Here is a 12,906-nt window from a genome sequence, read left to right as displayed (position 1 = left end):
CGGGTAGCCGCTTCGATGGGATGAGACGGAGGGCGACCCTTGCCGCGATGCGCACGGCCAGGGCCACCTCCCGGGTTTACCAGGTCAGCACCGCACCCACTGCAAAGGTATCGGTGTCTTCGTTCTGAGCGCTGGTGTCGTGGCCGTTGATTTCGAACTGGTTGTACTCGGCCACCAGCTTGAGGTTGTCGTTCACGTCATGGAACAACGCGATGCCACGGGTCTCGTAGTCCGCGCCGCTGCCGACCACGCCGTTGCCATCGTCATTGGTCTTGCCATAGGACAAGGCCAGGCGGTTCTTGCCCAGTTTGTAGGAACCCTGCAACAGGTAGCCGTCGCTGTCGACGTTACGCAGGGTCGGCTCGCCGGCATTGTTGGTGAAAAACGGGTTGATACCCTTGGCCTGGAACCCCGACCCGGTGAGGGACAAGCCGCCCATCTTGGCCTGCACACCATAACCGACACCCTTGGAGGTGACGGTCTGGACCGTGGAATCTGTGTTGTCCGAGGTCTGGTAGCTGCCGTTGACCCAGCTGTAGATCTTTGCCCCGGCCAGGTCGAACTGATAGGTGATTTCGCTCTCGGTACGCGGGTTTTCCTGATAAGCCTTGCCCGTCGGGCTGCTGTCGTTGGTGTCTACCGGGTCCATGATGCCTACCGCCACACGCAGGCCGTCCATCACCGGGGTGCGATAGGTGATCTGCGAGGTCGGGAACGGATACGGGTAACCGGTGCCGATGTTGCCGAACGACACCCCGCCGCCATCCACCAGCCCCAACGTATCGCTGACCTGACCGTAACCGGTGAGCATTTCGTCGAGCAGGATGTTGGAACGGGCGAACAGCCCGAAATCTTTGCCGATCAGCACTTCGCCCCATTCCGGGTTGGCCACGGTGCCGTAGAACTGGCGCACATCGATGGCCGTGTCGGTGCCGTTGGTTTGACTGTCGTTGATGGTGACCCAGAACGAGGCGCGGGCGCCGAGCTTGAGATCGTCTACCTGCTTGCCCATGTTGAACCCCAGGTAGTTGGGCAGGAACCCCATCTTGACCCGCGACTGTCGACGGTCGAACTGATCGCCGGCACGGTCGACATCACTGTTCACATAAAAGGCGTTGATGTAACCATCGGTGGAGAACGTGGTCTGGTCCTTGTCGTACAGCATGATTTCCGCCTTGGCCACCGGGCTCAGGCCAAGGGCGGACAGACTGGCGATGAAGACAGGCAGAAAACGAGGCGTGAAGTTCTTATTATTGTGCATGGCGCGCTCCGAAACGGGGGACTGAGTGTCGGAGGCGATTATCGAAACCTGACCGGCGGCGCCATACGCTGCCTTGGGGGTGGTTTTCAGCTGCTTTGGACTGGACAGCGATGCGTGACCACTACGGTGTAAGACCGCTGGTCGGCGAGACTCGCCACTTAGGGTGTAGGCCTGCGGACCCGACTGGCATCCGCAGGACCCGGTACCGGTCAGGCGTTGGCTTTGAACAGCATATAAGCGGCGACCACCACGCAGACACTGGCGAACCCGACCTGCAACCCCCGCGCGGGAACCCGTGCGCACAGCTTGCGGCCAACGATCATGCCGGCGATGCTGGCGCCGATGAAGGTGGCACCAACGCCATCGATGCGTACGCCGGCATGGAATGCGCCGATCACCCCGATGGCGGAAATCAGGCTGATCACCATCAGCGAGGTGGCGACGATCCCGCGCATTTGTACATCAGTCAGTTGCTTGAACGCCGGGACGATCAGAAAACCGCCGCCGACACCCAGCAACCCCGACACCACCCCCGTCACCGCACCGAGCGCGGCGAGGGTCGCGGTGCATTTGGCGGTCCAGGAAAAGCGTCCGGTCTGTTGATCGAGCATGCAGTTCTTCTGGCCCCAGTTGGCCTGCCCATGATCGCTCGGGCCGTCATCCTTGCGTTCACGGCGCAACATCCGCCAGGCCACCATGACCATCAACAGGCTGAACAGGATCATCAGGATTTTTTCCGGCAACTGATGGGCGAAGTAGATTCCCATCGGCGAAAACACCGCGCCCAGCGCCGCAATCAGCAGCGCCGCGCGATAACGCACCAGGCCATGGCGCAAACCATCGATGGCGCCGACCGCTGCCGCACTGCCCACCGCAAACAACGCCACCGGAGCGGCCTGGGTCATGCTCCAGCCCAACCCCAGCACCAGGGCCGGCACCGCAAGGATACCGCCGCCGGCGCCCGTCAAGCCGAGCACCAGCCCCATCACTACGCCAAACAGACTTGCCAGTAACATAGGGAGTTCTCAGTCGACCTTGGACACACGTGTCAGCCACTCACGACCCTTGAGCATGCCGTTCCAATAGAACCACGGTAGCAGGGTCGCCTTCAGCCACCACGCCGAGCGGCGCGGGGTCGTCGGGTCAAGGGCAAAGGTCGGCAGCAACTTGCCCGCATAACCGAACTCGGCAAGGATCACCTTGCCCTTCTCCACCGTCAGCGGACAGGAGCCATAGCCGTCGTACTTCAGCGGCAGTGCTTGTTGCTTGCGCAAGGCCAGCAGGTTTTCGGCCACCACCACGATCTGTTTGCGCACCGCTGCAGCGGTTTTGGCGTTCGTGGTGCCGCAGATATCACCCAGCGCGAAAACCTCGGGATAACGCGGATGCTGCAGGCTGTGCGGATCGACCTCGCACCAGCCCGCGGTGTCGGCCAGCGGGCTATGGGCAATGAAATCCGGGGAGACCTGGGGCGGTACCACATGCAGCAGGTCAAAGGCTTTTGCCTGACGGGTGACATTGCCTTCGGCATCCCTGACCTCGAACCATGCGGTTTTTGCCGGGCCGTCGACCTTGACCAGATTCGAGTTGAACGCCAACCGGGCCCGGTATTTCTCGATGTACTTCATCAGCGGCGGGACAAACGTCGCCACACCGAACAGCGCTGCGCCAGCCAGGTTGAATTCGACATCCATGTTGTTCAGCACACCGGTCCTGTTCCAGTGATCGCAGGACAGGTACAGCGCCTTCTGTGGTGCTCCCGCACATTTGATCGGCATGGCTGGCTGGGTGAACAGCACCTTGCCGCCGCGCAGTTTCTGCACCTGATCCCAGGTGTAGGTCGCGTGCCGATAGCTGTAGTTCGAGGTCACGCCGTGCTGGCCGAGGGTTTGCTCCAAACCTTCGATTTTCTCCCAGGCCAGGCGCAGGCCGGGGCAGACGACCAGATTGAGATAGCTGACCGTGCGCGCGTCACTGAGGGTGAGCTGGCGCTTGTCAGGATCGATGCCGGTCACGGCAGCCTGCACCCAATTGGCCCCACGCGGCATCACCGATGCTGTCGGCCGCACGGTGTTTTCCACGTTGTAGGCACCACCGCCGACCAGCGTCCAGGCCGGTTGATAGAAGTGCCGGGGGCTGGGTTCGATCACGGTGACGTTCAGCTGCGGACTACGCTTGAGCAGGCTGGCGACAAAGCCGATGCCCGCCGTGCCACCGCCGATGACCACGATATCTGCACTGATGGATGGGCCCCAGTGTTGATCGTTCATTGCTTGTTCCTTATTGCTGCACGCAAGGATTTTTCTAGTCAGTACACAAAACTACTGTGGGAGCGGGCTTGCTCGCGAAAGCGGTGGGTCAGCCAATGAAGGTGTCGACTGACACTATGTCTTCGCGAGCAAGCCCGCTCCCACAGGTTCGGGGTGTTGAACAGGATCAGGGTTGAATCCAGCTTTTAAACACCGCCCCGCAATAAAGTCCGGAGAGGGTTTTCATCACCTGGATCACTTCATGACTGGCGAGACCGTAAAAGATGTACTTGCCTTCACGACGGGTCGCGACCAGTCCTTCGTCGCGCAGGACCCCCAATTGCTGGGACAGGCTCGGTTGGCGCACGCCGGTCATTTTCTCCAGCTCGCCTACGTTGCGCTCACCCTGGGTCAGCTGGCACAGGATCAACAGGCGATCCTCATTGGCCAGGGCCTTGAGCAGCGCACACGCCTTGGAGGCCGAAGCGCGCAGTTGAGCGACTTCACATTCGGTCAGACTGGATTGCATTTGCAGGATGCCTTCAACGTCACTTAAGCTGTGAACATTATGTTTTTATGTAAAGTGTTGCAACCCATGACTGGTTTTTCTACTCCTGCACAGGTCCGTGTCCATGCCCGCGCTGATTGAAGCTTTCCTCGACCCCGCCTCCTCGACCTACAGCTATGTGGTTTACGAAGCCGACGGCGGGCAGTGTGCGATTGTCGACCCGGTGCTCGATTACGATGGCGCCGCCGGGCGCACCGCGACCACCCAGGCTGACAAAATCATCGCCTTCGTCCATGCCCGCAAGCTACAGGTGCAATGGCTGCTGGAAACCCACGCCCACGCCGATCACCTGTCCGCCGCGCCTTATCTGCGGCGGGAGCTGGGCGGCAAGATCGCCATTGGCGAGTCGATCAGCAAGGTCCAGGACGTGTTCAAGGCGCTGTTCAATCTCGAGCCCTCCTTTCGCGTCGACGGCTCCCAGTTCGATCACCTGTTCGCCCCCGACGAATCGTTCATGATCGGCAATCTCAAGGCGACCGCCCTGCACGTGCCCGGCCATACCCCGGCGGACATGGCTTACCTGATCGACAACGATGTGATTCTGGTGGGCGACACGATGTTCATGCCGGACGTCGGCACCGCCCGCTGCGATTTCCCCGGCGGCAATGCCAACCAGATGTTCGCCTCGATCCACAAACTGCTGGCCTTCCCCGCCAGCGTGCGGCTGTTCGTCTGCCACGACTACCCACCCGCAGGCCGCTCCCCGCAATGCATGACGACTGTGGGCGAGCAACGCAAAGGCAACATCCATGTCCGGGACGGTATCGACGAAAACGCCTTTGTTGATATGCGCACCAAACGCGATGCAGGGTTGGGCATGCCAACCCTGCTGCTGCCGGCAATTCAGGTGAATGTGCGGGCGGGGAATTTGCCTCCGGCAGAGGAAAATGGCGTGGTTTATCTGAAGATTCCGCTAAACACCCTTTAAGAAAAGGCGCCAAACGGCTCGGCACGAATGCCTTTGCCTACATGCTTTGGCGATAGGAGCGAACTGGAATATTTTTCATCGGGAAATCAGACTTCATTGGACAAACAACCAATGGAGATTTTGCGATATGGATATCCGTCGTAACCACCGTGATATGACACAGCAACAGAAAGCTGACTTCGTCGAGGCCGTACTGAGTCTGAAAAACGACATCGGCAGCGTACTTCGTCCTGGCGACCAGAGCCGCTACGATGACTTTGTGCAAATACATAAAAACTCCATGGGCCGGGGAAGCCCACTTGTTCCCAATCCCCATGGCAGCCCGCTTTTCTTTCCCTGGCATCGAGTATTTCTCCGCCAGTTCGAGTTGGCGATGCAAACCGCAACCAACAACCCAAGCATCACCCTGCCCTACTGGAACTGGCAGCTTGCTGGAGCAGACAACCCGTTCACTTCGAATTTCATGGGCGGTGATGGCGACCAGACGCAAGGGGGTCGTGTCAGCTACGGACCGTTTGCCAAGGAAACCGACCGATTCGATTTAAAGGTATGGGACGGGGAAACGGGTCACAGGGGCCTGCAACGCAATCTGGGCGGTGCAAGCGCCCTACCGACCATTGAAGCTGTCGTTTCAACACTGAAGAACCCGCTTTATTGGGAGCAATCGGGCGGATGGGAAAGCGCATCGGAAAATGACCTGCACAATCCGGTACACGCCTGGATCGGTGGAGACATGGCAACAGCCTCCTCTCCCAACGACCCCATGTTTTTCCTGCACCATTGCTATCTCGACCTCCTGTGGGAGCGGTGGAGATATCAACATATAACGACCGCTCCATACTCGGCCCGACCTGACAGGTTTCATGAGCGGCTCGAGTCAACGCTGGTTTTTCACCCGGATAACGAACCCGCTCCCTGGCCACAACACTTTACAGTCGCGCAGACCCTCGCAATGGAAGACCTTGGCTACCGGTATGAATATTTCTGACCGGACACAGTGGATCACCCTCCCAGGGTCAACCCATTGGCCGGCAACGGCAACGCCGTCTTGTAGCGCACCTGCTTGAGCGCAAAGCTCGAACGGATATTCGCCACCCCCGGCACCTTGGTCAGGAAGTCCATCATGAAACGCTCCAGCGACTGAATGGTCGGCACCAGTACCCGGATCAGGTAGTCCGGGTCGCCGGCCATCAGGTAGCACTCCATCACCTCGGGGCGGTCGGAAATCGCTTCCTCGAAATGCTGCAACGCCTCCTCCACCTGTTTCTCCAGGCTGACGTGAATGAACACGTTCACATGCAGCCCCAGCAGGTCGGCATCCAGCAGCGTCACTTGCTCGCGAATCACCCCCAGCTCTTCCATGGCCTTGACCCGGTTGAAACAGGGCGTCGGGGAAAGATTCACCGAGCGTGCGAGGTCGGCGTTGGTGATGCGTGCGTTCTCCTGAAGGCTGTTGAGAATGCCGATATCGGTACGGTCCAATTTGCGCATGAGATAAAACCACCTGCTTTTTATGTTTATGCAGTTTTTTTATCTGCAAATGATCTTTAGCGCAACGAAACAGAGAGAAATATTCTTCTTGGGCGGGCCTATGATTGTTGTAGGACAAGATTTCATTTACCGAATGAAATCTGTCAGCTCACTACAAGAAATTCACAAGATCGAGCGTAGAAGCCATGACCCAAGCGTATGAACCGCTGCGCCTGCACGTCCCCGAACCCTCGGGCCGCCCAGGGTGCAAAACCGACTTCTCCTACCTGCACCTGACCGATGCCGGCACGGTGCGCAAACCTTCCATCGACGTTGAACCGGCCGACACCGCCGACCTGGCCCGTGGCCTGATCCGCGTGCTCGACGACCAGGGCAATGCCCTCGGCCCCTGGGCTGAAAACGTGCCGGTGGAGATTCTGCGCAAGGGCATGCGCGCCATGCTCAAGACCCGCATCTACGACAACCGCATGGTGGTCGCCCAGCGTCAGAAAAAAATGTCGTTCTACATGCAAAGCCTTGGCGAAGAAGCCATCGGCAGCGCCCAGGCCCTGGCCTTGAACATCGACGACATGTGCTTCCCGACCTACCGCCAGCAAAGCATCCTGATGGCCCGCGACGTACCGCTGGTCGACCTGATCTGCCAGTTGCTGTCCAACGAGCGCGATCCGCTCAAGGGCCGGCAGTTGCCGATCATGTACTCGGTCAAGGACGCCGGTTTCTTCACCATTTCCGGCAACCTTGCCACCCAGTTCATTCAAGGCGTGGGCTGGGGCATGGCTTCGGCGATCAAGGGCGACACCAAGATCGCCTCGGCGTGGATCGGTGACGGCGCCACCGCCGAATCGGACTTCCACACCGCCCTGACCTTCGCCCACGTATACCGCGCACCGGTAATCCTCAACGTGGTCAACAACCAGTGGGCGATCTCCACGTTCCAGGCGATTGCCGGTGGTGAAGCCACCACCTTCGCCGGTCGTGGCGTCGGTTGCGGCATTGCTTCCCTGCGGGTCGACGGCAACGACTTCGTTGCGGTCTACGCTGCCTCTGCCTGGGCCGCCGAACGTGCGCGCCGCGGTCTCGGCCCGACCATGATCGAATGGGTCACCTACCGTGCCGGCCCGCACTCGACTTCCGATGATCCATCGAAATACCGCCCTGCCGATGACTGGAGCCACTTCCCGCTGGGTGATCCGATTGCGCGCCTCAAGCAGCACATGATCAAGATCGGCCAGTGGTCCGAAGAGGAACACGCCGCGGTCAGCGCCGAACTGGAAGCCGAAGTGATCGCCGCGCAAAAAGAAGCCGAACAGTACGGCACCCTCGCCGGCGGCCAGATTCCGAGCGCCGCGACCATGTTCGAAGACGTCTACAAAGAGATGCCGGAGCACTTGAAGCGCCAGCGTCAAGAGTTGGGGATCTGACATGAACGATCACAACAACCAAATCGAGCTGGAAACCGCCATGACCACGACCACCATGACCATGATCCAGGCCCTGCGCTCGGCCATGGATGTGATGCTTGAACGGGACGACAACGTCGTGGTCTTCGGCCAGGACGTGGGCTACTTCGGCGGCGTGTTCCGCTGCACCGAAGGCCTGCAGGCCAAATACGGCACCTCGCGGGTGTTCGACGCGCCGATCTCTGAAAGCGGTATCGTCGGCACCGCCGTGGGCATGGGCGCCTACGGTCTGCGCCCGGTGGTGGAAATCCAGTTCGCCGACTACGTCTACCCGGCCTACGACCAGATCATTTCCGAAGCCGCGCGCCTGCGTTATCGCTCGGCTGGCGAATTCACCGCACCGATGACCCTGCGCATGCCCTGCGGCGGCGGCATCTACGGCGGCCAGACCCACAGCCAGAGCATCGAGGCACTCTTCACTCAGGTGTGCGGTCTGCGCACCGTCATGCCGTCCAACCCCTACGACGCCAAGGGCCTGTTGATCGCCTCCATCGAAAACGATGATCCGGTGATCTTCCTGGAGCCGAAACGCCTGTACAACGGTCCGTTCGACGGCCACCACGACCGCCCGGTGACCCCATGGTCGAAACACCCCGCCGCACAGGTTCCGGACGGCTACTACACCGTACCGCTGGACGTTGCCGCCATCGCCCGTCCGGGCAAGGACGTCACCGTGCTGACCTACGGCACCACCGTCTACGTGTCGCAAGTCGCCGCTGAAGAAAGCGGCGTGGATGCCGAAGTCATCGACCTGCGCAGCCTGTGGCCGCTGGACCTGGAAACCATCACCAAGTCGGTGAAGAAAACCGGGCGCTGCGTGATCGTTCACGAAGCCACCCGCACTTGCGGCTTCGGCGCCGAACTGACGGCGCTGGTGCAAGAGCACTGCTTCCACTACCTGGAAGCGCCGATCGAACGCGTCACCGGTTGGGACACCCCCTACCCGCACGCGCAAGAGTGGGCGTATTTCCCAGGGCCGTCCCGTGTGGGCGCGGCGTTGAAACGGGTCATGGAGGTCTGAATGGGCACGCACGTCATTAAAATGCCGGACATTGGCGAAGGCATTGCAGAAGTTGAATTGTCGGTGTGGCACGTCAAGGTCGGCGACATGGTCGTCGAAGACCAGGTGCTGGCCGATGTCATGACGGATAAAGCGATGGTGGATATTCCGTCGCCGGTGCATGGCAAGGTCATCGCCCTTGGTGGCCAGCCGGGCGAAGTCATGGCCGTTGGCAGTGTGTTGATCAGCATTGAAGTCGAAGGCGCGGGCAACGTTAAGGAGTCGGCGCAACCGGCCCCTGTGAAAGAAGCGCCAGTTGCAGCACCGAAAGTCGACGCGGTGACGGAAAGCAAACCGGTCGCTGCCGCAGCGCCGAAAGCTGCCGTATGCCAAGGCCCGATGGTGGCTCGCGAAGCCGATGAACGGCCGCTGGCCTCGCCGGCCGTGCGCAAGCATGCGCTGGACCTCGGCATTCAGTTGCGCCTGGTGCGTGGCAGCGGCCCCGCCGGACGGATTCTGCACGACGACCTCGAAGCCTACCTGGCCCAGGGTCAGTCGAACGCTTCGACACCGGCCGCCGCCGCTTATGCCCAGCGCACCGATGAGCAGCAGATCCCGGTGATCGGCATGCGCCGCAAGATCGCCCAGCGCATGCAGGACGCCACCCAGCGCGCCGCCCACTTCAGCTACGTCGAAGAAATCGACGTCACCGCCGTGGAAGAATTGCGCGCGCACCTCAATGAAAAACATGGCGCCACTCGCGGCAAACTCACGCTGCTGCCGTTCCTGCTCCGCGCCATGGTCGTCGCCCTGCGCGACTTCCCGCAAATGAACGCCCGCTACGACGACGAAGCCCAGGTCATCACCCGCCTCGGCGCCGTACACGTTGGCGTCGCGACCCAGAGCGACGTCGGCCTGATGGTGCCGGTGGTGCGTCATGCCGAAGCGCGCAGCCTGTGGGACAGCGCGGCGGAAATCGCCCGCCTGGCCACCGCCGCGCGCAACGGCAAGGCCAGCCGCGACGAGTTGTCCGGTTCGACCATTACCCTGACCAGCCTCGGCGCCTTGGGCGGTATTGTCAGCACACCGGTGCTGAACCTGCCGGAAGTAGCGATTGTCGGCGTCAACAAGATCGTCGAACGGCCAATGGTGATCAAAGGCCAGATCGTGATCCGCAAGATGATGAACCTCTCCAGCTCCTTCGATCACCGGGTGGTCGACGGCATGGACGCGGCGCTATTCATCCAGGCCATCCGTGGCTTGCTCGAACAACCCGCTACCTTGTTTGTGGAGTAAGGCCATGCAAACTTTGCACACCACGCTGCTGATCATCGGCGGCGGCCCTGGCGGTTATGTGACGGCGATCCGTGCCGGCCAGCTGGGCATTGCGACCATTGTGGTGGAAGGCCAATCCCTGGGCGGCACCTGCCTGAACATCGGCTGCATTCCGTCCAAGGCACTGATTCACGTCGCCGAGCAGTTCCACCAGACACGCCACCACAGCCAGCATTCGGCCCTGGGCATCAGCGTTTCGGCGCCGACCCTGGACATCGGCAAGAGCGTGGAATGGAAGGACGGCATCGTCGATCGCCTGACCACCGGCGTCGCGGCGCTGCTGAAAAAGAACAAGGTCCAGGTCATTCAAGGCTGGGCCAAGGTCATCGACGGCAAAACCGTGGAAGTCGGCGACACGCGTATCCAGTGCGAACACCTGGTGCTGGCCACCGGCTCCAAGAGCGTCAACCTGCCGATGCTGCCGATTGGCGGGCCGATCATCTCGTCCACCGAAGCCCTGGCGCCGACCTCCGTGCCCAAGCGGTTGATTGTGGTCGGCGGCGGTTACATCGGTCTGGAGCTGGGCATTGCCTATCGCAAGCTCGGCGCCGACGTCAGTGTCGTGGAAGCCCAGGAACGCATCCTGCCGGCCTACGACGCCGAACTGACCCAGCCTGTGCACGACGAACTGAAAAAGCTCGGCGTGAAGCTTTACTTGAAGCACAGCGTGCAAGGCTTTGATTCACAACATAATACCCTGCAAGTTCTGGATCCGAACGGCGACACCCTGAACCTGGAAACCGACCAGGTGCTGGTGGCCGTCGGTCGCAAGCCGAACACCCAGGGCTGGAACCTCGAAGCGCTGAACCTGGACATGAACGGTTCGTCGATCAAGATCGACAACCGCTGCCAGACCAGCATGCGCAACGTCTATGCCATCGGCGACCTGAGCGGTGAACCGATGCTCGCGCACCGGGCCATGGCCCAGGGCGAGATGGTCGCCGAACTGATCAGCGGTAAAACCCGCGAGTTCAACCCGACCGCCATCGCCGCCGTGTGCTTCACCGACCCGGAACTGGTGGTGGTCGGCAAGACCCCGGACGAGGCCAAGGCTGCCGGCCTGGACTGCATCGTGTCGAGTTTCCCGTTCGCCGCCAATGGCCGGGCCATGACACTGGAGTCCAAAAGCGGCTTCGTGCGCGTGGTCGCCCGTCGCGACAATCATCTGATTGTCGGCTGGCAGGCGGTAGGCGTTGGCGTCTCGGAGTTGTCCACGGCGTTTGCCCAGAGCCTGGAGATGGGCGCGCGGCTGGAAGACATCGGCGGCACCATCCACGCGCACCCGACGCTGGGCGAGGCGGTGCAGGAAGCGGCGTTGCGGGCCCTTGGGCACGCATTGCACCTTTGATTCAGAGCGATTGATGGCGGCAATGCTGGCCTCTTCGCGAGCAAGCCCGCTCCCACATTTGGAATGCATTCCCCTGTGGGAGCGGGCTTGCTCGCGAATTCTTGAGGCCAACATGATTTATCTGTCCGTCATCCGATAGTCCGGGCTGCGAAATGGGCCCGGAATGAAGTATTGTTGTGCCCATCCGGAAAAACGTCAGAAGCCTTGAACCGTTTCGGCGGTTGTTAAGTGATAGAGGGTGTCATGGGTAACGAAAGCATCAACTGGGACAAGCTGGGTTTTGACTACATCAAGACCGACAAACGCTATCTGTCGTACTTTCGCAATGGCGAATGGGACAAAGGCACCCTGACCGAAGACAACGTGCTGCACATCAGCGAAGGCTCCACTGCCCTTCACTATGGCCAGCAGTGCTTCGAAGGCCTGAAGGCCTATCGTTGCAAGGACGGCTCGATCAACCTGTTCCGCCCGGACCAGAACGCCGCGCGCATGCAGCGCAGCTGCACCCGCCTGCTGATGCCGCACGTGTCCACCGAGCAGTTCATCGAAGCGTGCAAGGAAGTGGTTCGCGCCAACGAGCGCTTCATCCCGCCGTACGGCACCGGCGGTGCGCTGTACCTGCGTCCGTTCGTGATCGGCGTGGGTGACAACATCGGCGTGCGTACCGCGCCGGAGTTCATCTTCTCGGTGTTTGCGATCCCGGTCGGCGCCTACTTCAAGGGCGGCTTGACCCCGCACAACTTCCAGATTTCCAGCTACGACCGCGCCGCGCCACAGGGCACCGGTGCCGCCAAGGTCGGTGGCAACTACGCCGCCAGCCTGATGCCAGGCTCCCAGGCGAAGAAGGCGCACTTTGCCGACGCCATCTACCTGGACCCGATGACTCACAAGAAGATCGAGGAAGTCGGTTCGGCCAACTTCTTCGGGATCACCCACGACAACAAGTTCGTGACCCCGAACTCGCCGTCGGTGCTGCCGGGCATCACCCGCCTGTCGCTGATCGAACTGGCCAAGACCCGTCTGGGCCTGGAAGTGATCGAAGGCGACGTGTTCATCGACAAGCTGTCGGACTTCAAGGAAGCCGGCGCCTGCGGTACTGCAGCGGTGATCACGCCGATCGGCGGCATCAGCTACAACGACCACCTGCACGTGTTCCACAGCGAAACCGAAGTCGGCCCGATCACCCAGAAGCTCTACAAAGAGCTGACCGGCGTGCAAACCGGCGACATCGAAGCGCCAGCAGGCTGGATCGTCAAGGTCTGACCT

The 12,906-nt window shown here is 61.0% G+C and carries 12 protein-coding genes; 7 read left to right on the top strand and 5 right to left on the bottom strand.

The features are described 5' to 3' along the window. Positions 1 to 76: 76 nt before the first annotated feature. The 4 genes from ACLD1X_RS13430 to ACLD1X_RS13415 all read right to left on the bottom strand — a co-directional run bounded on the left by ACLD1X_RS13430 (position 77) and on the right by ACLD1X_RS13415 (position 4,039). Entirely contained in the window at positions 77 to 1,261 is a 1,185-nt protein-coding gene (locus tag ACLD1X_RS13430; RefSeq protein WP_429368300.1) for a porin, read from the bottom strand. A gap of 209 nt (positions 1,262 to 1,470) precedes the next feature. Continuing rightward, positions 1,471 to 2,277, bottom strand: a complete 807-nt coding sequence (locus ACLD1X_RS13425; protein ID WP_429368298.1) for a sulfite exporter TauE/SafE family protein — start codon at positions 2,275 to 2,277, stop codon at positions 1,471 to 1,473. A 9-nt stretch (positions 2,278 to 2,286) separates the two neighbouring features. After that, entirely contained in the window at positions 2,287 to 3,531 is a 1,245-nt protein-coding gene (locus ACLD1X_RS13420) for an FAD-dependent oxidoreductase (RefSeq protein WP_429368296.1), read from the bottom strand. Positions 3,532 to 3,697: 166 nt separating this feature from the next. Then, positions 3,698 to 4,039 (bottom strand): ArsR/SmtB family transcription factor, encoded by a 342-nt coding sequence (locus tag ACLD1X_RS13415; protein ID WP_413428886.1) that lies wholly within the window; start codon positions 4,037 to 4,039, stop codon positions 3,698 to 3,700. 103 nt (positions 4,040 to 4,142) lie between these two features. Here ACLD1X_RS13415 and ACLD1X_RS13410 point away from each other — a divergent pair, with 103 nt between their 5' ends. Together ACLD1X_RS13410 and ACLD1X_RS13405 are read left to right on the top strand one after the other, a co-directional pair. After that, a complete protein-coding gene (locus tag ACLD1X_RS13410) occupies positions 4,143 to 5,006 on the top strand; it encodes an MBL fold metallo-hydrolase (RefSeq protein ID WP_429368293.1) in 864 nt (287 codons plus the stop codon). Between the two features lie 127 nt (positions 5,007 to 5,133). Then, positions 5,134 to 5,994 carry a tyrosinase family protein gene (locus ACLD1X_RS13405; protein ID WP_429368291.1) on the top strand — a complete coding sequence of 287 codons (861 nt, stop codon included), beginning with the start codon at positions 5,134 to 5,136 and terminating at the stop codon, positions 5,992 to 5,994. A gap of 14 nt (positions 5,995 to 6,008) precedes the next feature. Here ACLD1X_RS13405 and bkdR read toward each other — a convergent pair whose 3' ends face one another. After that, positions 6,009 to 6,497, bottom strand: a complete 489-nt coding sequence (gene bkdR / locus ACLD1X_RS13400) for a Bkd operon transcriptional regulator BkdR (protein WP_150717686.1) — start codon at positions 6,495 to 6,497, stop codon at positions 6,009 to 6,011. Between the two features lie 185 nt (positions 6,498 to 6,682). On the opposite strand from bkdR, the gene ACLD1X_RS13395 reads away from it, so the two are divergent. The 5 genes from ACLD1X_RS13395 to ACLD1X_RS13375 all read left to right on the top strand — a co-directional run bounded on the left by ACLD1X_RS13395 (position 6,683) and on the right by ACLD1X_RS13375 (position 12,903). Beyond that, complete coding sequence (locus ACLD1X_RS13395; protein ID WP_111288484.1) at positions 6,683 to 7,918, top strand: 3-methyl-2-oxobutanoate dehydrogenase (2-methylpropanoyl-transferring) subunit alpha; 1,236 nt, start codon at positions 6,683 to 6,685, stop codon at positions 7,916 to 7,918. Position 7,919: 1 nt separating this feature from the next. Further along, entirely contained in the window at positions 7,920 to 8,978 is a 1,059-nt protein-coding gene (locus ACLD1X_RS13390) for an alpha-ketoacid dehydrogenase subunit beta (RefSeq protein WP_429368288.1), read from the top strand. Next, positions 8,979 to 10,253 (top strand): dihydrolipoamide acetyltransferase family protein, encoded by a 1,275-nt coding sequence (locus ACLD1X_RS13385; protein WP_429368286.1) that lies wholly within the window; start codon positions 8,979 to 8,981, stop codon positions 10,251 to 10,253. It abuts the gene before it with no gap. A gap of 4 nt (positions 10,254 to 10,257) precedes the next feature. Then, positions 10,258 to 11,640: a dihydrolipoyl dehydrogenase gene (lpdA, locus tag ACLD1X_RS13380; RefSeq protein WP_429368284.1), complete on the top strand. Its 1,383-nt coding sequence runs from the start codon at positions 10,258 to 10,260 to the stop codon at positions 11,638 to 11,640. Between the two features lie 243 nt (positions 11,641 to 11,883). Then, entirely contained in the window at positions 11,884 to 12,903 is a 1,020-nt protein-coding gene (locus tag ACLD1X_RS13375; protein WP_429368282.1) for a branched-chain amino acid aminotransferase, read from the top strand. The last annotated feature ends 3 nt before the right edge of the window (positions 12,904 to 12,906 follow it).

It is taken from the genome of Pseudomonas sp. 18173, assembly GCF_050432945.1.
In the GTDB taxonomy this organism is placed as follows: Bacteria; Pseudomonadota; Gammaproteobacteria; order Pseudomonadales; family Pseudomonadaceae; genus Aquipseudomonas.
Note: the sequence above shows the minus strand (reverse complement) of the source record. Positions and strands in the feature narration are given on the sequence as shown.